Genomic DNA, 20,008 nt, shown 5'->3' with positions numbered 1-20,008 from the left:
CGATGCCGTGGTGGTCATGGCGCCCCGGTCCCGCCGACGGCGGCGATCCGGAAACCCGAAGCGGGATCACAGTGGAGAGCGCGGTCCGGGTCGGACCGCCCAACCCTCGCCAGCCGGGAGACGACTGCCCGGCCAGCGAACGACCGGTGTTACCCGAGATGCTGGCCACTGTCGAGCCGGTGAGTCTGCGCCGCGTCTGCGACGCACTCGACCTGCTCGACGTGCGCTATCTGGCCGACGGCGACGGCAACCTGCTGGCCATGTGGGAGCGGCACGCGGTGCTTGTCACCCTCGAAGGGCCAGAGGACGAGATCCTGGTCATGCGGGCCCGCCCGCACGCCACGGTCCCACCGGACTGGGCCGACCGGGCCTATCGGGTGGTCAACGAGTGGAACCACACCCGGCGGTTCTGCAAGGCGTACATCGGCGACCCGACGGAGCGCGGGCAGTTGCCGATCTACGCCGAGCTTCAGGTGCCGCTCGGCGCCGGCACCCACGACGCGTTGCTCGTCGAGATGCTCGACTGCGGCGCGGCGGTGGCCACCAGCTTCGTGGACTGGCTGCACGACGAGGGCGCGCTGCTCTGAGGCTGCCCCGGCCGGGCGGTCAGCCGCCGTGGGCCGGGTCCTCCTCGGCGTTGACCATGAAGTACGCGGCCCGCTCCAGGTAGTCCCAGAGCGTGGCGGCGATCGCCGGATCGAGGTCGAGCTGGTCCACCGCCCGGCGCATGTTGCGCAGCCAGGCGTCCCGCTCGGCCGCGCCGATCCGGAACGGCGCGTGCCGCATCCGCAGCCGCGGGTGGCCACGCTGGGCGGAGTAGGTGTTCGGGCCGCCCCAGTACTGCATCAGGAACAGGGTCATCCGATCGGCGGCCGGCCCCAGGTCGTCCTCCGGGTACATCGGGCGCAGCAGTGGATCTGTGGCCACGCCGGCATAGAACTCGTCGACCAGCCTGCGGAAGGTGGGCTCGCCGCCGACGGCTTCGAAGAGGGTCGTCGAAGCACCGGGACGCTCGGATTCACCTGCGGGGTTCACCGTTCCATCCTGCCAGGTGCGCCAGGCGCCGGACCGACCCGCACACCGTGCGTCGGATCACGCCGGGCCGATGCCGGGCTCCCGGCCTGCCCGGGTCCGCCGATCCCGTCGAGCCCGCCGCGCCCGCCGGGTCCGTCCGATCCGGGCCGGCGGGTCCGGATCAGGTGACCACGTGCCGGCGGTCGCCGGGACGTGGCTCGGGAGGGCCTGCCGCCGGGTCGCCGCCGGTGGCGGGGGCGTCCGGGTGCTCGATCGGCTCGGCATTGGCCGCCGTGGCCGCCGCGATCGCGTCGCTGAACGCCTGCCGATCCGGCCAGCGCAGCGCGGCCACCGCCATCAGCACCACGCCGGCCGCGCTCCACAGCCCCACCACCAGGGGGATGTTGTCGAAGCGGTCGGCGATCAACCCGGTCGCCAGCACGGCGAAACCCTGGATGACCTGGACACCGGTCGCCATCACCCCGAAGGCGCGGGCCCGGAAGCCGTTGGGCAGGGCCTGGACGAAGAGCCCGTTCGCCATCGGCAGCATGCCGGCGACCGCGAATCCACACAGCGCGGCAAGCAGTGCCACCACCAGGGGGGACGGGTCGAGCAACGTCGGCACCAGTATCAGGGGGGCGAGCACCGCGAGCGGCCGCATCAGTTTCAGCCGGCGGGCCGGCCCGAACAGGCGGCTCACCAGCAACCCGCCGAGGATGAAACCGACCGGGCCGGCCACCATGATCACTGCCTGGGCCGTGGTCGCGCTCATGTCGCCGTGACCCTCGTCGTGTGCCCAGCCGACGGCGAGCCCCTCGGGGAGGACCGAGAAGAGCATCGCGCTGAACACCAGCACCGCGATCGCCCGCAGCACCGGTGTGCCGAACACGATGGCGAAGCCCTGGCGGGTCTCCTGCAGGAGGTGACCGCGCTGCGCCGGGTTCGGCACCGCCGAACGGTTTCGCACTCCGAGGCGGACCAGCAGCGCCGAGGCACCGAACGTGGCCGCGTTGAACAGCAGCGCGACCTGCGGGTCGATCGAGGCGACGGCGGTGCCGAGCACGTACCCGACGATCTGGGCCGCCTGCCCCACGCTGCTGTTGAGCGACAACCCGAGCACCAGCCGGTCCCCGGCGAGCATCTGCGGCATCAACGCGGACTTCGCCGCCTGACTCGGCGGGTTGGCGAGCGTGGCGGCGAAGATGAGCACCAGCACTGCCTGGTACGGCAGTTGCGGGATGGCGATGAGCAGCATCAGGGCCATCCGGATCAGGTCACACGCCACCATCACCCGCCGGTACGGGTACCGCTCCGCGAGTGCGGCGAGCACCGGACCGCCGAGCAGCCAGGGCAGGAAACTGACAGCGAAGGCAGCCGCGGAGAGCCCGACCGACGAGGTCTTCTGATAGACGAGCAGGGTGACGGCAGCCTTCGCGACGTAGTCGCCGACCCAGGAGAGAGCGCCCGCAACGAACACGGCGCGGAACTCTTGCTGGGCGAACACCTCGCGAAAAGTAGCTGGGCCTTCCGCGGAAGGTCGCTCGTCGGGCACCGTCGCCTCCATCGGCCTCCGGGTCGGCCGCTCGTGGCAGCCCGGCCGGAAGCGCTCGTCAGATCTACGGATCAGCGAGGTTGTGATCACGCTTTGGCGGGAACGCGTGCTCCGGATTCTGCCCGATCGTCTGACAACTATCTAGGTCGAACGGGTCGTTCGTCGCTTCCCCGACTGAACGAACGGACGATACCTGAGGGGCCGGGCGGCTCGCGACCCCGGATTCGAGGACAATGTCGGGTGGGTCAGGTGGCACCACCCTGGCCCGTTTCCCCTTCGGACAGCGGCCGGGTGGGCAGCCCGGGGAAGATGCGACCAGCGGCGATCTGCGCGGTGATCCCCGAGTTCTCCAGCGACTCCGCCAGCCGCCTCCGCAGCTCCCGGCCCACCGCGAACTGGCCGTCCGCTGTCGTCTTCACCACCGTCCGGATGACCGCACCGTCCACCGTCACCTGCTCGACGCCCAGCACCTCGGGCGCCTCGACGATCTCCGGCGACAGCTCCGGGTCCATCGCCACCGAGGCGGCCGCGGTCCGCAGGACGGCGGTGGCCTCCTCGGTGCTGTTGAAGCCGATCGGCAGGTCCACCACCACGAGGGCCCAGCCCTGGCTCTTGTTGCCCACTCGGATGATCTCGCCGTTGCGGATGTACCAGAGCACTCCGCGCCCGTCGCGCACGGTGGTCACCCGGAGCCCGACCGCCTCGACCACGCCCATCGCCTCGCCCAGGTCGACGTTGTCGCCCACGCCGTACTGATCCTCGATCAGCATGAACAGGCCGGCGATCAGGTCCTTGACCAGGCTCTGCGCGCCGAAACCCAGCGCGACCCCGGCGATTCCCGCGCTGGCCAGCAGCGGGGCCAGGTCGAAGCTGAACTCCCGCAGGATCATCAGCAGCGCGATGCCGAAGACGAACGCGGTGGTCAGGCTCCGCAACACCGAGCCGATCGCCTCGGCACGCTGCCGTCGTCGCTCCGGCACGAACTCGGTCGGGTCGGCCGCCGCGCTCGGCACCCGCTCGCGCAGCGGACGCAGCATCGTCGGCACCGCGCCGTCGGTAGTCGTGCGGACCAACCGGTTGATCGTGCGATGCACCGCCCAGCGAGCCACCATCGCCAGCGCCAGGATCAGCAGCACCCGCAGCGGCTTGAGCAGGATCCAGTAACTGCCCTCGGCGAACCACGCCGAATGGGTCATCTCGTACAGGAACTCGCAGGAGGAATCGCCCTGGCAGTTCACCGACCCGACGGTGGACAGGGCAAGGGGCGTCACGGTTGCGGCACTCACCCTGTCTTAGTACCGCAAGGGGCCCGAGCGCCCACCGCCGACCCACCGGCCACGACCACGTTGACCAAGGGCTGTCAACCAGTGTCAGGCAACGGAAAGGGTTCGCCCAGGCCAGCATGGTGATCCGCCCCGATGCGGATGATCCTCATACCCCATGCGGGATTAGTACGTGCAATCCGGGGTCCGATCAGGGACTATTGGCGCAACGGACGTCGGTGATCGGCCCGGCGTCGACCGTGTGGGTGGTCATGCCCGCGCTCGGTCGACGGCGGTGCGCAGCAGCCGCTGAACCGGGAGGGTGATCGCGATGCCTGACATACGACCCACGGTGGGCTCTGGCGCTCTGGTCCTCAACGCCACCTACGAGCCGCTGTGTGTCGTGTCGGTGCGTCGCGCCGCGATTCTCGTCCTCTCCGCCAAGGCTGTCTGTGTCGCCGACGGCGATGGCATCCTGCACAGCGCCCGGGACGCGCTCCCGGTGCCCTCCGTGGTCCGGCTCACCCGCTTCGTCCGCGTGCCGTACCGCACCCACGTCGGGCTGTCCCGGCGGGCGATCTTCGCCCGGGACGGGTGGCGGTGCGCGTACTGCCGAGGCCCGGCCGAGACCATCGACCATGTCTTCCCCCGCAGTCGGGGCGGCCGGCACGCCTGGGAGAACGTGGTCGCCGCGTGCGCCCGGTGCAACCACACAAAGGGCGACAAGACGCCGGCGGAGATGGGGTGGCGGTTGCACGCGCTGCCCGCCGCGCCGAAGGGCACCGCCTGGCGGGTGCTGGGGCACCGCGCCCCCGATCCCCGTTGGGCCGACTGGCTGGACCTGCGGGAGCCGGAAGCCGCCGCCTGACTCCGCCAGCGGCGGCTGACCAGCCCGGATGTGCCGTTTGGTGCGGCTGCCCGGGTGCGATGCCCTCGGGGTTGCTGCCTCAGCGCCGCTTGCGGGTTGCCTTGCGTGCGGCGCGCTCGACTGCTCGTCCGTGTGCGACCGCCAGCAGCCGGTCGATCTCGGGCAGCAGTTGCGGACCGGGCATGACGATGCTCGCGAAGCCGTGCAGCGCGTAGCCGGGGTGCGGGGTGAGGGTGTCGAGCCGGGCGAAGTCGAATTCGTCCCGGTGGTCCTCGAACGCCTTGGGCGGAAAGCCGAAGAGTCGCTCGAACTCGTCCCGGCCCAGGTCCAGGTTGAGCCGGAAGACACCGGGGCGGTCCAACTGGGCGGCCTCGTCGAAGCCGGGCACGTCCTGCTCGACGATTGTGGCGAACGGCTGCCGGCGATCCGGGCCGACGAAGAAGAAACGGTCGCCCCAGGCCGCCTCGGGTGATCCGTTCTCCGCACTCGCCACTACCTGCTCGACGCCGGCCAGCGCGACGATCCGATCGGCGAGCACTGCCGCGTCGACGCCGGTCGGCACGTGCAGGACCACGTCGGCGTGTTCGATGGTGGTTCGGTCCAGCGGGAAGTAGCGGTAGTCGTGCGTCCGCCGCTCGGCCGGTGCGATGCCGGACGCCGGCACGTACCGGGGGATGCCCGTGTCCTGCTGGAGTCTGCCCTCATAGGTCGACGCGGCGGGCGCCTCGATGCCGAGCGCCGGGCTCGCGCCCAGGCTGCCGACGATCACCGCGTACCGGTCGGCCAGCAGCGTAGCGATGATCGCGCCGGCGCCGGCCCACGACACCTCCGTTGCGGCAAGCGTCATCGTGCCCGGCTGGCGCTGCAGGTGCGTGTTGTGCCCGAAGACCAGTGTGGGCCCACGGTGGGCCTCGACGGATCGGATCGCGAGCAGGTTCTCGGCCATCAGCGCGTCCCGGACCGCGGCCAGGCGGACGAAGCGTTCCTCCTGCGCCAGCGGTGCGGCGGCCGCGGCGTGGTAGCGCAGCACCGCGACCGCGGACGTCGCGTGCACGAGCGCCGTCGGCCAGCCCGCGGCCCGCGAGGGCGCCCGCAGGTACAACTCGGTAAGCAGGTCGTCGGCGAGCACCCGCAGTGCTTGGGCGTCGCTCGAGCGCCCCACCGACCGGCCCGGCTCCCAGACCGCGGCCGGGTCGGCCCACCGCGACTCGGCCCCGACCAGGTCGTCGATCTCGGCGGATCGGTCGAGGCCGAGGAAGTCACAGACCTGGGTGAGATAGCGACGCGGGCTCGGGGCGTTGTCCAACTCCAACGGCGCGTCGAAGCCGTGGAACGTCAGCCGTTCGGCGGGTGGTCGTCCCGCGTTCCACTCGCGCATCCGCACCAGGAGGTCGCGGTTGGCCGGGGCGGCGCCGAGCCCGTGGCTGAACCCTTCGGCGAGCGCCCGTTCGAGCGGCACTGCGGCGTCGCCCTGCACGAACGCGTCGGCGACCAGCCCGGCCGCCCGGTCGCTCTCCAGCGCGATCGACAGGTAGCCGTGCGCCGTCAGCGACATGAAGGCGTCGTTACGCAGTTGCAGGAAGGCGGGCTCGCCGTGCGTCGGCTCACCGAGCGCGAGTAGCTCCGGGGACACCCCGAGCAGGTCGAGAAAAGCTGGCATTCCATAAACCGTATCGTTGAACCAGCGGTTGAGACTCAGCAGCGATGGAGCACGGGTGCCGACCAAAAAACCTTCAAACCATGGGGTACGCCGTCCGGTCGACCTCGCGCGTGTGCACGGTCTCTCCGCGCAGGCGGTGCGCAACTACGAACGAGACGGCGTCCTGCCGCCGGCGCAGCGCACACCGAACGGCTACCGCCGGTTCACCGAGACGCACGCCAAGGCGTTGAGTGCCTACCTCGCGCTGGTCGCCGGTCACGGCTACGCGGCCAGCGGCGAGATCATGCGGGCCGTCAACCGGGGCGAGACCGACGCGGCGTTGCGCACCATCGACAAGGGTCATGCTCTGCTCCAGCGCGACCGGGAGACCCTGGACGCGGTCGAGACGGCGGTGGTGGCACTGACCGCGACGCGGCCGCAACCGCAGATCCGGAAGCCCGTGTCGGTGAGCGTGCTGGCGCACCGCCTCGGTGTCCGACCCGCCACGCTGCGCAAGTGGGAGCGGGCCGGGGTGCTGCGACCGGGGCGCGATCCGGCGACCCACTACCGGGTCTACCTTCCGGACGACGTCCGCGATGCTGAGCTGGCCCACCTGTTGCGCCGCGGCGGGTACCGGCTCGACCACATCGCGGGCGTGTTGCGTCAGGTGCGCGGTGCGGGCGGCACCGAACCGCTCGCGGCGTCGCTGAGTCGGTGGCGGGCCCGGCTGACCGAGCGCGGCCGGGCGATGCTCACCGGGGCCGCCCGACTCGCCGACTACCTCGACGCCGCTCAACCACCGTCCCGCGCCTTGATCAGCGAGGCGAACACCACCACGTTGTCCGAATAGCCGGTCTCGCCGCCGACCCACTGTCCGCCGCAGGTGATCAGTCGCAGGCTCGGGTGGCTGAAGTCGCCGTACACCTCGTCCACCGGCAGCCGGCCCTTGTCGAACTTCTCCACCGAGTTCACCTCGAAGACCGCCACGCTGCGGTCGGTGCGGGTGACCTCGATCTGGTCGCCGTCACGCAGTTCGCGTAGACCGTGGAAGACCGCCGGCCCGCTTGTGGTGTCGACGTGCCCGACGATCACCGCCGGGCCGTACTGACCCGGGGTCGGTCCCTGGTCGTACCAGCCGGCCTCCTGGGCGCGGGCCGCGTCCGGCACCGCGATGGTGCCGTCCGGGGCGATGCCCACGTCGTGCACGGGTGCCCGCAGGTCGATCTTCTCGATGGCGAGGCTGGTCGGGCGGCTGGCCGGCAACACCGGGAACTTCTTCGGCGGCGGTCGGAACCCGGCGCTGAGCCGGTCCGGTAGCAGGCTCATCCCGGTCACCTGCTCGACGCCGAGCATCGCGACGATAAGCACCATCACCGCCGCGATGGCCAGCACCGGCAGCCCCGGTCCGGTACCGAAACGAGGTCGGAACGACAGCGGTCCGGTCGGTTGGCGCGGCGGCAGTGGGGCGGCGGCCGGATCCGGGGTGGCGACACTTGCCGACCCGGCCTGCCCGGCGACCCGACCCAGCCGGCCGGAGGCGCGGGCCACCAGCCGGCCGGAGGCGCGCAGCAGCGTCCCGGCCTGGAAGCGGGTACGGCGGTCCGGCCGCGCACGCGCGGCATCGCGGTCCCGCCGCGCACGCGCGGCATCGCGGGTCATGGGTCACCCGGCTCAGGAGCCGGCTCCGGTCCGACGTCGGCCGCCCGCCATCCCGAGCGCCACAGCGGTGGCGACCAGCGCCACGCCGCCGAGCACCAGCAACGAGCCGGTGCCCCGGCCGCCGGCCGTCCCGCCGCCGCCGGTCGCCGGTCCCTTACTGGGGGAGGCCATGTTCAACACGGTGAGCATGGTCGACGACGTCTCGCCGTTCTCGCAGCGCAGGTCGACCGGGTAGTCGCCGGCCGCCTTGTCGCGCGGAATCGTGGCCTGCCCGGTCAGGAAGCCCTTGTCCGGTTTGAGCGTCACGGGCCCGAACGCGTCGGAGTGCACGCTGGACTGCCTGTTGTTGTTGTCGTTGTCGCAGCTCGCCTTGATGCTCACCCGGCTGCCGGCCTGGACGCTGTTCGGTGTCACCTCGACGAAGATGTTCTCGCCGGCACGTGCCGGCGCCACCGACATCAGGACGAACGCCCCGACCAGCGCGACAAGTGTCAGTGCGGACGAGAGCGCGCGGTTGATCGTGCGGATTGCCTGCATGATTTCCCCCCAACCGGCGACGACCGCCGGAACCCAACGCCCCTCATTCCGCCTCCGCGCCGCAGGGCGGCACTCCGGACGGAAGGACGGGCGTCACCTAGGCACGGCGCTGCTTTCCCGCTGGCTCGGGGCCAAACCCGGGTCAGCCGCGGCGGGGGCTGGGCAGCGAGGTGATCGGTCGCCAGTCGAGCGGGGAGGAGAGGACCATCGTGCTCGACGGCTGGCCGTACGGGGCGAGCCGGTCGATGACCGCCTCGAAGTCGCCGATCGAGCCGGCGGCCACCTTGAGCATGCTGCACGCGTCGCCGGTGATCCGGTGGATCTCCAGGATCTCCGGCCAGTCGGCCACCGCCGGGTCGTGCAGGATGCAGCGCGCGCCGTAGCAGGACATCCGGATCAGCGCGACAACTGTGCGCCCGGCTCGGGTCAGGTCGACGTGGGCGTGGTAGCCGGTCACCACGCCGGCCTCCTCCAGCCGGCGGACCCGCTCCGCGACGGCCGGCGGGGACAGGTGCACCCGCCGGGACAACTCGCTGAAGGAGAGCCGCGCGTCGGCCTGCAACTCGCGCAGCAGCGCCCAGTCCATGTCGTCCACGCTCAGACCTTACTTTCGTGAACTGATCTCGCCTAGTTGCCTTCGGTTTGCCAAGACAATGCCGCGAGCGCCGTTGATCCGGCATTCCGCAGGCAGATCCGGCCGCGAGATCATGACGTCGACAGGTCCGGGGGAGGGAGACGACTGGTGGATCAGACGGAGCGGCGGGTGCCGAACCGCCCCGCCTCGGTGCGGCCGGTGACCCCGCGACAGCGGGCCGCCCGGGCCGCGCGCAACGGCGGCGAGCCGACCCTGGAGTTCGCCGACCTGGTGCCCTACGACGCGTACGTGCGAGCCAGCGCGCTGCACCAGCTTCAGCAGCCCCTCAGCGACGACCCCGGCGAGATGTCCTTCCTGATGGTCAGCCAGATCATGGAGCTGTACTTCGGGCTGACCTGCCACGAGCTGCGGGAGACCCAGCGCCTGCTCCGCGCCGACCAGGTCTGGGACGCGCTGGCCCCGCTGCGCCGCGCCAAGCTGCACCTGGAGGGGCTCAACGCGGCCTGGCAGGGGCTGCGCTGGATGACGCCGGCCGACTTCAACAGGTTCCGCAACCTGCTCGGCGAGGGTTCCGGCTTCCAGTCGGCGATGTACCGCCACCTGGAATTCCTGTTCGGGCTGCGCGACCCGGCTCTGATCAGGCCGTTCCGCCGACAGGCCGAGGTGCACGGCGCGCTGAGCGCCGCGCTGGCCACCCCGAGCCTCTGGGACGACGTGGTCGCGCTGCTCGCCCGGCGCGGCTTCGACCTCCCCGCCGACCTGCTCGACCGGGATGTGGCGGTGGAGCACGACCCGCAGCCGTCGGTCGAGGCGGCCTGGGTACGGATCTACGCTGACACCGGCCCGGACAACCATCTGCGCCTGCTCGGTGAGGCGCTCAGCGGCGTCGCCGAGGAGTTCGGCGACTGGCGTTGGAACCACGTCAAGGCGGTGCAGCGGACGATGGGCGCCAAGGTCGGCAGCGGCGGCTCCGCCGGACTGGCGTGGCTGCAGCGCAGCATGTCCCGGGTGGTCTTCCCGGAGCTGTGGTCGGCCCGTACCGCGATGTGACCGGAGAGCGAGACATGCACACCCCTCAAGAAGAAGCGCAGCGCCGGGACGAGGCCGATCCCGGCCACCGGCACCTGTTCCACGTGCCGCCGGCCGATGGCGGCGACCACCCCGAGGCGGCGTACCTGGCCGGAAACTCGCTCGGCCTGCAACCCCGGGCCACCCGCGACGAACTCCTCGCCGACCTGGACGCCTGGGCCCGACACGGCGTGGAGGGGCACCTGGAGGCGGAGCGCGCCTGGCTGCCGTACCACGAGCTGTTGACCGCGCCGGCCGCCCGACTTGTCGGCGGCCGGCCCGCGGAGACCGTGGTGATGAACTCGCTCACCGTCAACCTGCACCTGCTGATGGTGAGTTTCTACCGCCCGGCCGGCGTCCGCACCCGCATCGTCATCGAGGACGCGGCGTTCCCCTCGGACAGCTACGCGGTGCGCAGCCAGGCCCGGTTCCACGGCCTGGACCCGGACGAGGCAGTGGTCCGGTTGCGTCCGCGCGCCGGTGAGGACGCCCTGCGCACCGAGGATGTGACCGACTACCTGGCCGCCGAGGGGGACCGGGTGGCACTGGTGCTGCTCGGCGGGGTCAACTACCTCACCGGTGAGCTGCTGGACATTCCGGCGATCACGGCTGCCGGGCGGGCGGCCGGGGCGGTGGTCGGCTGGGACCTGGCCCACGCTGTCGGCAACGTGCCGCTGGCCCTGCACGACTGGGACGTCGACTTCGCCGCCTGGTGCTCCTACAAGTACCTGAACGCAGGACCCGGTGCCCTGGCCGGCGTGTTCGTGCACGAGCGGCACCTCGGCGATCCGGACCTGCCCCGCTTCGAGGGTTGGTGGAGCACCGCAGCGGCCACCCGGTTCGAGATGACAGCGGTGTCCCGCCCACCGGCCACCGTGGAGGCCTGGCAGATCTCCAACCCGCCGATCTTCGCGATGGGTCCGGTGCGTACCTCGCTGGAGCTGTTCGACACGGTCGGCATGCCGGCGCTGCGGGCGCGCAGCCAGCGCCTCACCGGCTGGTTGGAGTCGCTGCTGGACGAGGTCGTCGTCGGCCGGCCGCTGCGGGTGGTCACCCCGCGCGACCCGGCCCGGCGGGGCTGCCAGCTCTCGGTGCGCATCGGCGCCGGCAGCGCCGCCGAGCTGACCAAACGCCTGCGGTACGAGCACGGCGTCATCGCCGACGCCCGGGAACCGGACGTCGTGCGGTTCGCCCCGGTGCCGCTCTACTCCACGTACCTCGACTGTTGGCGGGCCGCCGCCGCGCTGGCGGCGACTGTCGGGCAGGTCAACCCGTGACCGCGCGACGCGACGAGATCGCGATCATCGGCGCCGGGCTGGCCGGCTGCCTGGCCGCCTGTTTCCTGGCCCGGCGGGGCTATCCGGTGGCTCTCTACGAGCGCCGCGCCGACCCGCGCGACGGCACCGCCGAGCGGGGGCGCTCGATCAACCTGGCGCTCTCCGAGCGGGGCCTGGACGCGCTGCGCCGCATCGGGCTGGCCGAGCAGGTGCTCAGCGACGCGCTGCCGATGCGGGGTCGGATGATCCACCCGGTGGTGGGGGAGCAGCAGTTCCAGTCGTACAGCGCGGCCGGCGACCGGGCGATCAACTCGATCAGCCGGGGCGCGTTGAACAACGCCCTGCTGGACGAGGCCGCCGCGCTGCCCGGGGTGCGGGTCGTCTTCGACCACCGGCTGGTCGGGCTCGACCCGACCGACGGTTCGCTGAGCTTCGACACCCCGCAGGGTCCGGTCGCCGCGAAGGCGTCGGTCGTCCTCGGTGCCGACGGCGCCGGCTCCGCGGTGCGCGGGCAACTGCTCGGGTACGGGCTGCTTGACGAGCGCGTGGACTTCCTCGACTACGGCTACAAGGAGTTGACGATCCCGCCGCTGGGTGGGGACTTCGCCCTGGACCCGGACGCCCTGCACATCTGGCCGCGCGGCACCTCGATGATGATCGCTCTGCCGAACCCGGACCGCTCCTTCACCTGCACGCTGTTCTGGCCGAACGACGGCCCCGGCAGCTTCGCCGCGCTGACCGGCCCGGCGGAGATCGAAGAGCACTTCGCCGAGCACTACCCGGACGTAGTCCCGCTGGCCCCGAACCTTGTCGACGACTACCGGCACAACCCGGTGGGCGTGCTCGGCACTGTCCGCTGCGCACCGTGGCAGGTGTTCGGCACGGTCGGGCTGCTCGGCGACGCGGCGCACGCGATAGTGCCGTTCTACGGTCAGGGCGCCAACTGCGCGTTCGAGGACGTTGTCGAGTTGGACCGCTGCCTGGACGAGTGCGCCGACGACTGGTTGGCGGCGCTCCCGCTGTTCCAGCGACGCCGGCAGGAGAACGCCGAAGCCATCGCCACGATGGCACTCACCAACTTCGTGGAGATGCGGGACAAGGTCGCCTCGCCGGTCTTCCAGACCCGGCGGCGGGTGGAGCACGCACTGGAACGGGCCCTGCCCGGCCGGTACGTTTCGCAGTACGAGTTGGTGTCGTTCTCCACCACCCCGTACGCGCAGGTGCGCCGCCGGGTGCGCCGACAGCACCGGGTGCTCGGGGCGGTCGTCGGCGGGGCCGCGCTGCTGCTGGTCGGCGCGATCGGTGCGGCACTGAGCCGAGGGAGGCGCGCATGACCGGCACCTGGGAACCACGACTGATGGCCGGCCACGCGCCCGGTGGCCCGCACCGGTTGCGCAACTTCGTGGGCGGCGAGTTCGTCGACGGCGGAACGACGTTCGCCAAGGCCAGCCCGGTCACCGGGGAGCAGGTCTTCGAGGTGGTCGAGGCGTCGAAGTCCACTGTCGACGACGCGGTGGCCGCCGCCCAGGCGGCGTTGCGTGGGCCGTGGGGCCGGATGGGTGAGCGGGAACGCGCCGAGGTGCTACGCCGGGTCGCCGACGAGCTGGAGCGCCGCTTCGACGACCTGGTCACCGCCGAGGTCGCCGACACCGGCAAGTCCATCGCCCAGGCCCGCACGCTCGACATCCCGCGCGGCGCGGCGAACTTCCGGGCGTTCGCGGAGATCGTGGCGACCGCGCCCACCGAGTCGTTCACGACAGTCACTCCGACCGGCGGCCGGGCGCTCAACTACGCGCTGCGCAAACCGGTAGGCGTGGTCGCCGTCATCGTGCCGTGGAACCTGCCGCTGCTGCTGCTCACCTGGAAGGTCGCTCCGGCGCTGGCCTGCGGCAACGCCGTGGTGGTCAAGCCCAGCGAGGAGACGCCGGCCTCGGCGACGGTGCTGGCCGAGGTGATGGCCGCCGCGGGCGTACCGGAGGGTGTGTTCAACCTGGTGCACGGGTTCGGGCCGGACTCGGCGGGGGAGTTCCTCACCCGGCACCCCGGCGTCGACGCGATCACCTTCACCGGCGAGTCGGCAACCGGCGGCGCGATCATGCGGGCCGCCGCCGACGGGGTCAAGGCGGTCAGCTTCGAGTTGGGCGGCAAGAACGCCGGCCTGGTCTTCGCCGACGCCGACCTGGACGCCGCGGTGGCCGGCTCGGTGCGGTCCAGCTTCACCAACGGCGGGCAGGTGTGTCTCTGCACCGAACGCATCTACGTGCAGCGTCAGGTCTTCGAGGAGTTCACCGCCCGGCTGGCGAAGCGGGCCGGTGAACTGGCGTACGGCTGGCCGACCGACGAGGCCACCGCCACCATGCCGCTGATCTCCCACCAGCACCGGGCGAAGGTGCTCGGCGCGTACGAGCTGGCCCGCGCCGAGGGCGCCGAGGTGCTGACCGGCGGCGGCGCGCCCACCTTCGGCGACGCCCGCGACGGCGGGTCGTACGTGCAGCCGACGGTGCTCACCGGGCTCGGCCCGGACGCCCGCACCAACCGCGAGGAGATCTTCGGGCCGGTGGTGCACGTGGCGCCGTTCGACACCGAGGACGAGGCGTACGCGTTGGCCAACGGCACCGAGTACGGCCTCGCGGCCACCGTGTGGACCCGGGACGTCGGTGTCGCACACCGGGCCGGTGCCCGACTGGACGCCGGCATCGTCTGGGTCAACACCTGGTTCCTGCGTGACCTGCGCACCCCGTTCGGCGGGGTGAAGGCGTCCGGCATCGGTCGGGAGGGCGGCGTGCACTCGCTGAACTTCTACTCCGAGCTGACGAACGTCTGCGTGGACCTGTCGTGAGCCGTAGCAAGGGAGCGGGCGTGGAAGCTGACATCGAGGCCGCCAACCGGGAGTTGGCCGACGCCCGCAGCACCGGCAAGCCGTGCCCGCCACTGCGCGGGCGGCTGCTGCCGGAGGGCGACGTCGAGTCCGCGTACCGCGTGCAGCAACTCCAGGCGCGGGCCTGGCAGGGCCGCGGCGAACGCCGGGTCGGCGCGAAGATCGGGCTGACCTCCCGGGCGGTGCAGGAGACCTTCGGGGTGTTCCAACCGGACTTCGGCATGCTCACCGACGCGATGGCGGTCGGCGACGGGGTCGAGGTGCCGATCGACCGGCTGCTCCAGCCGCGGGTCGAGGCGGAGATCGCGTTCGTGCTCGACAAGGATCTCGCCGACCCGCAGATCACCACTGTCGACCTGATCCGCGCTGTGGATCACGTGCTGCCGGCGATCGAGATCGTCGACTCACGGATCGCCGGCTGGGACATCTCCATAGTGGACACCGTCGCGGACAACGCCTCAAGCGGGCTCTTCGTGCTCGGCACCACGCCCCGCCGACTCGCCGACGTCGACCTGCGGCTGTGCGGAATGGTGCTGGAGCACGCCGGTGAGCCGGTCTCGGTGGGCGCCGGCGCGGCCTGCCTGGGCAACCCGCTGCACGCGCTGCACTGGCTGGCCGGCACCCTCGCCCGCGCCGGTGACCCGCTGCGCGCCGGCGACGTGGTGCTCTCCGGGGCGCTCGGTCCGATGGTGCCGGTCACCCCCGGTGCCGCGTACGAGGCACGGATCTCCGGGCTCGGCTCGGTGCGCACCTGTTTCAGCAAGGAGGTCTCGTCATGAGCGAGCGTCAGCGAGCGAATCATCGGCGCAGGTGTGTCGACGCTCAGGGCGGCATGGAGCGAAGCGGAGTGTCGGCATGAGCGTCGGTGTGGCGGTGCTCGGGCCCGGCAACATCGGCACCGACCTGATGATCAAGGTGTTGCGGCTGAGCGACAGCCTGCGGATGGTGGCGATGGCCGGCATCGACCCGGCCTCCGACGGGCTGGCCCGGGCCCGTCGGCTCGGCGTGGCCACCACCGCCGACGGCGTGGACGGGCTGGTCGCGATGCCCGAGTTCGCCGACGTCGAGCTGGTCTTCGACGCCACCTCGGCCGGCGCGCACCGACGCCACGACGAGGTGCTGCGCGCCCACGGCCGCACGGTGATCGACCTGACCCCGGCCGCGCTCGGCCCGTACGTCGTGCCGCCGGTCAACCTCGACGAGCACCTGCACGAGCCGAACGTCAACATGGTGACCTGCGGCGGGCAGGCAACGGTGCCGATCGTCGCCGCCGTCGGCCGGGTCACCCCGGTGGCGTACGGGGAGATCGTCGCGTCGATCGCCTCGAAGTCCGCCGGGCCGGGCACCCGGGCCAACATCGACGAGTTCACCGAGACCACGGCCCGGGCCATCGAGGTGGTCGGTGGGGCCGAGCGGGGCAAGGCGATCATCGTGCTGAATCCGGCGGACCCGCCGCTGCTGATGCGCGACACCGTCTACTGCCTTTGCCCGGACGCCGACGCGGACACCGATGCCATCGCCGCCTCGGTGACCGACATGGTGGCGACGGTCCAGGAGTACGTCCCCGGCTACCGGCTCAAGCAGGACGTGCAGTTCGACCGGGTGCAGGCGTACGTGCCGACGCTCGGGCGGCAGCTCACCGCGTTGCAGGTGTCGGTCTTCCTGGAGGTCTCCGGTGCCGGGCACTACCTGCCCGCGTACGCCGGCAACCTGGACATCATGACCTCCGCCGCGCTGCGTACCGCGGAGCGGCTGGTCGCCCTGCGCTCGACGGGAGCGGTGGCATGACCGACCTGTACATCCAGGACGTGACGCTGCGCGACGGCATGCACGCCATCGCCCACCGGTACACGGTCGACCAGGTGCGCACGATCGCCGCCGCGCTGGACGCCGCCGGGGTGGCCGCCATCGAGGTGGCGCACGGCGACGGGCTGGCCGGTTCCAGCGTCAACTACGGTCACGGCGCGGCCAGCGACGCCGAGTGGATCTCCGCAGCCGCCGAGGTGCTGACCACGGCGAAGCTCACCACCCTGCTGCTGCCCGGCATCGGCACGATCGCCGATCTGAAGGCCGCGCAGGCGCTCGGCGTGACAAGTGTGCGGATCGCCACCCACTGCACCGAGGCGGACATCTCCGCCCAGCACATCTCCTGGGCCCGGGAGAACGGCATGGACGTGTCGGGCTTCCTGATGATGTCGCACATGAACGATCCGGCCGGGCTGGCCGGGCAGGCCAAGCTGATGGAGTCGTACGGTGCGCACTGCGTCTACGTCACCGACTCCGGTGGTCGGCTGCTGATGTCCGACGTTGCGCAGCGGGTCGACGCGTACCGGCAGGTCCTCGACCCGCAGACGCAGATCGGCATCCACGCCCACCACAACCTGTCGCTCGGCGTCGCCAACAGCGTCCTCGCGGTCGAACACGGCCGGATCACCGGCTCCGCGCCGGTCGGCCCCGACGCACCCCACGGCCGGACGGTCCGTGTCGACGCCTCGCTGGCCGGCATGGGCGCCGGCGCCGGCAACGCCCCGCTGGAGGTCTTCGTCGCGGTCGCCGAGCTGCACGGTTGGAAGCACGGGTGCGACGTGTTCGCGCTGATGGACGCCGCCGACGACATCGTCCGCCCGTTGCAGGACCGGCCGGTCCAGGTGGACCGGGAGACGCTCTCCCTGGGGTACGCGGGCGTCTACTCAAGCTTCCTGCGGCACGCCGAGCGGGCCTCCGCGAAGTACGGCGTGGACGTCCGGTCGATCCTTGTCGAGCTGGGCCGGCGTCGGATGGTCGGCGGCCAGGAGGACATGATCGTGGACGTCGCACTCGACCTGGCCGGCAAGGAGCCCTCATGATCGGACCGGACGTCGCAGGGATCGCCGAGCAACTGGGTGTGGCAGCGGCCACCGCCACCGCGATTCCGCAGCTCGCCGCCGAGACCGGCCTGGACGTGGACGCCGCGTACGCGGTGCAGGCCGCCCTGCTCCAGCGCCGGGTCGACGCCGGTGAGCGGCTGGTCGGGCTGAAGATGGGACTGACCAGCAGGGCGAAGATGGCCCAGGTCGGCGTGGACGAGGTGATCTGGGGGCGGCTGACAAACGCGATGCGGGTGCCCGACGGTGGCGTGGTGGACAGCGCCGCGTACATCCATCCCCGGGTCGAGCCGGAGGTGGCGTTCCTGCTGGACCGGCTGCCCGAGCCGGGTGAGCCGGTCGGCGACTTCGCCAGCGCGGTCCGTGCTGTCGCCCCGGCCATCGAGCTGATCGACTCCCGGTACGCGGACTTCCGCTTCTCGCTGCCGGACGTGATCGCCGACAACACCTCCGCCGCCGCGTTCGTGATCGGGCCGTGGTCGCCGGTGCCCGACGGGTTGGACAACCTGGGCGTGCTGCTGGAGGTCGATGGGCGGGTCGCCCAGGTCGGCTCGACTGCGGCGATCCTCGGTGATCCGCGCCGGGCGCTCGACGAGGGCATCCGACTGGCCGGCCGGCACGGTGTGCGGTTGCAGTCCGGGTGGGTCTTCCTGGCCGGTGCCGCCACCGCCGCCGTTCCGCTGCGTCCCGGCGCGCACGTCCGGGCGGTAGTGGAGAAGCTCGGCACGGCGTCGTTGCGGGCGTCGTCGTGACCGCGCGGGTGGTGGCCGGGAAGGCCGTCCCGCGAGGGGCTTTTCCGCACGTCAAGGTGGCGGGTGGGTTCGTCTTCGTCTCCGGTACGTCCTCGCGGCGGCCGGACAACAGCTTCGCCGGTGTCGCTGTCGACGAGTTCGGGACCACCAACCTCGACATCCGGGTGCAGACGCGGGCGGTGATCGAGAACATCGGCGATCTGCTGCGCTCTGTTGGCGCGGAGCTCACCGACCTCGTGCAGGTGACGTCGTACCTGGTCAACATGAACGACTTCGCTGGTTACAACGAGGTGTGGGCGGAGTTCTTCGACGCGTCCGGGCCGACCCGCACCACTGTGGCGGTGCACCAGTTGCCGCACCCGCACCTGCTCATCGAGATCCAGGCCGTGGCCCTTCTTCCCTCGGGAGGTCAGTCGTGAGTGAGATCGCCGAACCGTTCAGCTTTCCGGGCTGGATCGCCGACAACCAGCACCTGTTGAAGCCACCGGTGGGCAACAAGGAGATGTTCCCCGGCGGGGACGACTTCATCGTGATGGTGGTGGGCGGGCCCAACCAGCGCACCGACTTCCACGTGGACCCGTACGAGGAGTTTTTCTACCAGGTCAAGGGCAACATGCACATCAATCTGATGACCCCGGAGGGGCCGCGTACGGTGCACGTGCGCGAGGGTCAGATGTGGATGTTGCCGCGCAACACCCCGCACTCGCCGCAGCGCCCCGAGGCCGGCTCCATCGGCATGGTCGTCGAGCGGGTCCGGGAGGAGGGCACGCTGGAGACGTTCCAGTGGTACTGCCCGCAGTGCGGCAACAAGGTCCACGAGGTGGAGTTGCAGGTCCGCGACATCGCCGCCGACCTGCCGCCGGTGTTCCAGGCGTTCTACGCCGACGAGGCGGCGCGTACCTGCGCGAGTTGCGGCACCCTGCACCCGGGCAAGGGCTGATGTCAGCAGGCATGGTCGACGTGCACACGCACGTCGTACCGAAGGGGTGGCCGGACCTCGGCGCGGCGTGCGGTGGGTCCGGCTGGCCGTGGCTGCGTGTCGATTCGGAGCGGGCCGCCATGATCATGGTGGGGGAGACGGAGTTCCGCCCGGTCGGCGCCGAGTGCTGGGACGCCTCGACTCGGCTGGCCGACATGGACGCCGACGGCGTGGCAGTGCAGGTGGTCTCACCGACGCCGGTCTTCTTCAGCTACGACCGTCCGGCCGACCAGGCGGTGAAGGTCGCCCGGATCTTCAACGACCTCACCCTGAAGGTCACCGCGGCCGGCGGCGACCGACTGGTGCCGTTCTGCCAGGTGCCGCTACAGGACCCGGACGCCGCGTGCGCCGAACTGGATCGCAGCCTGGCCGCCGGGCACGTGGGTGTCGAGATCGGTAACCACGTCGGCGACCGGGACCTGGACGACGCCGGGGTGGTCACCTTCCTGACGCACTGTGCCGAGGTGGGCGCACCCGTCTTCGTCCACCCGTGGGACATGCCGGGCGGCCCGCGGCTGGACCGCTGGATGGCCCGCTGGCTCACCGGGATGCCGGCCGAGACACACCTGTCGGTGCTGGCGATGATCCTGGGCGGCGTCTTCGACCGGGTACCCGAGACGCTGCGGATCTGCTTCGCACACGGCGGTGGGAGCTTTCCGTTCTGGCTCGGCCGCGCCGACAACGCCTGGCACCGCCGGGGCGACCTGGTCCGTGGTGCGTCCGCCGCCCCGCCCAGCAGCTACGTCGACCGGTTCAGCGTCGACTCGGTGGTCTTCGCGCCACCCGCGTTGCGGCTGCTTGTCGACACCATGGGGGAGGACCGGGTGCTGGTCGGCAGCGACTACCCCTACCCGCTGGGCGAGCGGCCGGCCGGCGCGGTCGTCGACGCGGCCGACTTCCTCACCGACGCCCAGCGCGACAAGCTCCGATCCGCCAACGCACTGCGCTTCCTGTACGGGCGGCGCTGACGGCGTACCCCTGGTAGCGCCCTCGGACGACGGACGGCTGCGACGGGCCGACGGACCTGTTCTGTTGCCTTTGCTCTGCTTCAATCCACGCAACAC

Annotated in this window: 21 protein-coding genes; 14 read left to right on the top strand and 7 right to left on the bottom strand. The window is 71.5% G+C overall.

Translation table 11 applies throughout. The features are described 5' to 3' along the window. The first annotated feature begins 2 nt into the window (after window positions 1-2). On the top strand, window positions 3-587 hold the full coding sequence (locus tag AB0B86_RS30555; protein WP_357406881.1) for a YbjN domain-containing protein: 585 nt from the start codon (window positions 3-5) through the stop codon (window positions 585-587). Window positions 588-606: 19 nt separating this feature from the next. On the opposite strand, the gene AB0B86_RS30550 is transcribed toward AB0B86_RS30555, so the two are convergent. The 3 genes from AB0B86_RS30550 to AB0B86_RS30540 form a co-directional block, all read right to left on the bottom strand. Continuing rightward, the gene (locus tag AB0B86_RS30550) at window positions 607-1,035 is read right to left on the bottom strand and encodes a globin (RefSeq protein WP_357406879.1); all 429 of its coding nucleotides are present in this window, start codon (window positions 1,033-1,035) and stop codon (window positions 607-609) included. Between the two features lie 160 nt (window positions 1,036-1,195). Continuing rightward, a complete protein-coding gene (locus AB0B86_RS30545) occupies window positions 1,196-2,578 on the bottom strand; it encodes an MFS transporter (RefSeq protein ID WP_357406877.1) in 1,383 nt (460 codons plus the stop codon). A gap of 233 nt (window positions 2,579-2,811) precedes the next feature. After that, on the bottom strand, window positions 2,812-3,822 hold the full coding sequence (locus AB0B86_RS30540; protein WP_357407099.1) for a mechanosensitive ion channel family protein: 1,011 nt from the start codon (window positions 3,820-3,822) through the stop codon (window positions 2,812-2,814). A gap of 337 nt (window positions 3,823-4,159) precedes the next feature. Between AB0B86_RS30540 and AB0B86_RS30535 the strand changes: the two genes are divergently transcribed. Then, complete coding sequence (locus tag AB0B86_RS30535; RefSeq protein ID WP_030333470.1) at window positions 4,160-4,696, top strand: HNH endonuclease; 537 nt, start codon at window positions 4,160-4,162, stop codon at window positions 4,694-4,696. 79 nt (window positions 4,697-4,775) lie between these two features. Here AB0B86_RS30535 and AB0B86_RS30530 read toward each other — a convergent pair whose 3' ends face one another. After that, on the bottom strand, window positions 4,776-6,356 hold the full coding sequence (locus AB0B86_RS30530) for a DUF6194 family protein (protein WP_357420286.1): 1,581 nt from the start codon (window positions 6,354-6,356) through the stop codon (window positions 4,776-4,778). 55 nt (window positions 6,357-6,411) lie between these two features. On the opposite strand from AB0B86_RS30530, the gene AB0B86_RS30525 reads away from it, so the two are divergent. Next, window positions 6,412-7,185 (top strand): TioE family transcriptional regulator, encoded by a 774-nt coding sequence (locus AB0B86_RS30525; RefSeq protein WP_357420285.1) that lies wholly within the window; start codon window positions 6,412-6,414, stop codon window positions 7,183-7,185. On the opposite strand, the gene AB0B86_RS30520 is transcribed toward AB0B86_RS30525, so the two are convergent. The 3 genes from AB0B86_RS30520 to AB0B86_RS30510 all read right to left on the bottom strand — a co-directional run bounded on the left by AB0B86_RS30520 (window position 7,128) and on the right by AB0B86_RS30510 (window position 9,126). Further along, complete coding sequence (locus AB0B86_RS30520; protein ID WP_357407095.1) at window positions 7,128-7,904, bottom strand: class F sortase; 777 nt, start codon at window positions 7,902-7,904, stop codon at window positions 7,128-7,130. The two genes, AB0B86_RS30525 and AB0B86_RS30520, sit on opposite strands and share 58 nt — an antisense overlap. Before the next feature lie 102 nt (window positions 7,905-8,006). After that, a complete protein-coding gene (locus AB0B86_RS30515) occupies window positions 8,007-8,531 on the bottom strand; it encodes a hypothetical protein (protein ID WP_357406842.1) in 525 nt (174 codons plus the stop codon). A gap of 142 nt (window positions 8,532-8,673) precedes the next feature. Next, window positions 8,674-9,126 carry an Lrp/AsnC family transcriptional regulator gene (locus AB0B86_RS30510; protein ID WP_357406840.1) on the bottom strand — a complete coding sequence of 151 codons (453 nt, stop codon included), beginning with the start codon at window positions 9,124-9,126 and terminating at the stop codon, window positions 8,674-8,676. Window positions 9,127-9,273: 147 nt separating this feature from the next. Between AB0B86_RS30510 and AB0B86_RS30505 the strand changes: the two genes are divergently transcribed. The 11 genes from AB0B86_RS30505 to AB0B86_RS30455 all read left to right on the top strand — a co-directional run bounded on the left by AB0B86_RS30505 (window position 9,274) and on the right by AB0B86_RS30455 (window position 19,912). Continuing rightward, window positions 9,274-10,176: a tryptophan 2,3-dioxygenase family protein gene (locus AB0B86_RS30505; protein ID WP_357406838.1), complete on the top strand. Its 903-nt coding sequence runs from the start codon at window positions 9,274-9,276 to the stop codon at window positions 10,174-10,176. 14 nt (window positions 10,177-10,190) lie between these two features. Further along, window positions 10,191-11,471 carry a kynureninase gene (kynU, locus tag AB0B86_RS30500; protein ID WP_357406836.1) on the top strand — a complete coding sequence of 427 codons (1,281 nt, stop codon included), beginning with the start codon at window positions 10,191-10,193 and terminating at the stop codon, window positions 11,469-11,471. Further along, complete coding sequence (locus AB0B86_RS30495) at window positions 11,468-12,805, top strand: NAD(P)/FAD-dependent oxidoreductase (RefSeq protein WP_357420284.1); 1,338 nt, start codon at window positions 11,468-11,470, stop codon at window positions 12,803-12,805. Before kynU ends, AB0B86_RS30495 begins: the two co-directional genes overlap by 4 nt. A 23-nt stretch (window positions 12,806-12,828) precedes the next feature. After that, on the top strand, window positions 12,829-14,310 hold the full coding sequence (locus AB0B86_RS30490; protein WP_357420294.1) for a 2-hydroxymuconic semialdehyde dehydrogenase: 1,482 nt from the start codon (window positions 12,829-12,831) through the stop codon (window positions 14,308-14,310). 20 nt (window positions 14,311-14,330) lie between these two features. Further along, window positions 14,331-15,128 carry a fumarylacetoacetate hydrolase family protein gene (locus tag AB0B86_RS30485; RefSeq protein WP_357420283.1) on the top strand — a complete coding sequence of 266 codons (798 nt, stop codon included), beginning with the start codon at window positions 14,331-14,333 and terminating at the stop codon, window positions 15,126-15,128. Window positions 15,129-15,204: 76 nt separating this feature from the next. Beyond that, the gene (locus tag AB0B86_RS30480) at window positions 15,205-16,137 is read left to right on the top strand and encodes an acetaldehyde dehydrogenase (acetylating) (RefSeq protein ID WP_357420282.1); all 933 of its coding nucleotides are present in this window, start codon (window positions 15,205-15,207) and stop codon (window positions 16,135-16,137) included. Next, on the top strand, window positions 16,134-17,195 hold the full coding sequence (gene dmpG / locus AB0B86_RS30475; RefSeq protein WP_357420281.1) for a 4-hydroxy-2-oxovalerate aldolase: 1,062 nt from the start codon (window positions 16,134-16,136) through the stop codon (window positions 17,193-17,195). Before AB0B86_RS30480 ends, dmpG begins: the two co-directional genes overlap by 4 nt. After that, window positions 17,192-17,965 carry a fumarylacetoacetate hydrolase family protein gene (locus tag AB0B86_RS30470; RefSeq protein ID WP_357420280.1) on the top strand — a complete coding sequence of 258 codons (774 nt, stop codon included), beginning with the start codon at window positions 17,192-17,194 and terminating at the stop codon, window positions 17,963-17,965. The genes dmpG and AB0B86_RS30470 overlap by 4 nt, the downstream gene beginning before the upstream one ends. Then, window positions 17,962-18,384, top strand: a complete 423-nt coding sequence (locus tag AB0B86_RS30465) for a RidA family protein (protein WP_357406824.1) — start codon at window positions 17,962-17,964, stop codon at window positions 18,382-18,384. Before AB0B86_RS30470 ends, AB0B86_RS30465 begins: the two co-directional genes overlap by 4 nt. Then, a complete protein-coding gene (locus AB0B86_RS30460; protein ID WP_357406822.1) occupies window positions 18,381-18,905 on the top strand; it encodes a 3-hydroxyanthranilate 3,4-dioxygenase in 525 nt (174 codons plus the stop codon). The genes AB0B86_RS30465 and AB0B86_RS30460 overlap by 4 nt, the downstream gene beginning before the upstream one ends. Next, a complete protein-coding gene (locus AB0B86_RS30455) occupies window positions 18,905-19,912 on the top strand; it encodes an amidohydrolase family protein (RefSeq protein WP_357420279.1) in 1,008 nt (335 codons plus the stop codon). The genes AB0B86_RS30460 and AB0B86_RS30455 overlap by 1 nt, the downstream gene beginning before the upstream one ends. The last annotated feature ends 96 nt before the right edge of the window (window positions 19,913-20,008 follow it).

The organism is Micromonospora sp. NPDC049047 (assembly GCF_040649135.1).
In the GTDB taxonomy this organism is placed as follows: Bacteria; Actinomycetota; Actinomycetes; order Mycobacteriales; family Micromonosporaceae; genus Micromonospora.
Note: the sequence above shows the minus strand (reverse complement) of the source record. Positions and strands in the feature narration are given on the sequence as shown.

Excerpts from the sequence above, each read along its gene's own strand:
- AB0B86_RS30555 (WP_357406881.1), top strand. The coding sequence starts at position 3 with ATGCCGTGGTGGTCATGGCGCCCCGGTCCCGCCGACGGCGGCGATCCG.
- AB0B86_RS30545 (WP_357406877.1), bottom strand. The coding sequence starts at position 2,578 with ATGGAGGCGACGGTGCCCGACGAGCGACCTTCCGCGGAAGGCCCAGCT.
- AB0B86_RS30535 (WP_030333470.1), top strand. The coding sequence starts at position 4,160 with ATGCCTGACATACGACCCACGGTGGGCTCTGGCGCTCTGGTCCTCAAC.
- AB0B86_RS30530 (WP_357420286.1), bottom strand. The coding sequence starts at position 6,356 with ATGCCAGCTTTTCTCGACCTGCTCGGGGTGTCCCCGGAGCTACTCGCG.
- AB0B86_RS30515 (WP_357406842.1), bottom strand. The coding sequence starts at position 8,531 with ATGCAGGCAATCCGCACGATCAACCGCGCGCTCTCGTCCGCACTGACA.
- kynU (WP_357406836.1), top strand. The coding sequence starts at position 10,191 with ATGCACACCCCTCAAGAAGAAGCGCAGCGCCGGGACGAGGCCGATCCC.
- AB0B86_RS30490 (WP_357420294.1), top strand. The coding sequence starts at position 12,829 with ATGGCCGGCCACGCGCCCGGTGGCCCGCACCGGTTGCGCAACTTCGTG.
- AB0B86_RS30480 (WP_357420282.1), top strand. The coding sequence starts at position 15,205 with ATGAGCGTCGGTGTGGCGGTGCTCGGGCCCGGCAACATCGGCACCGAC.
- dmpG (WP_357420281.1), top strand. The coding sequence starts at position 16,134 with ATGACCGACCTGTACATCCAGGACGTGACGCTGCGCGACGGCATGCAC.
- AB0B86_RS30470 (WP_357420280.1), top strand. The coding sequence starts at position 17,192 with ATGATCGGACCGGACGTCGCAGGGATCGCCGAGCAACTGGGTGTGGCA.
- AB0B86_RS30455 (WP_357420279.1), top strand. The coding sequence starts at position 18,905 with ATGTCAGCAGGCATGGTCGACGTGCACACGCACGTCGTACCGAAGGGG.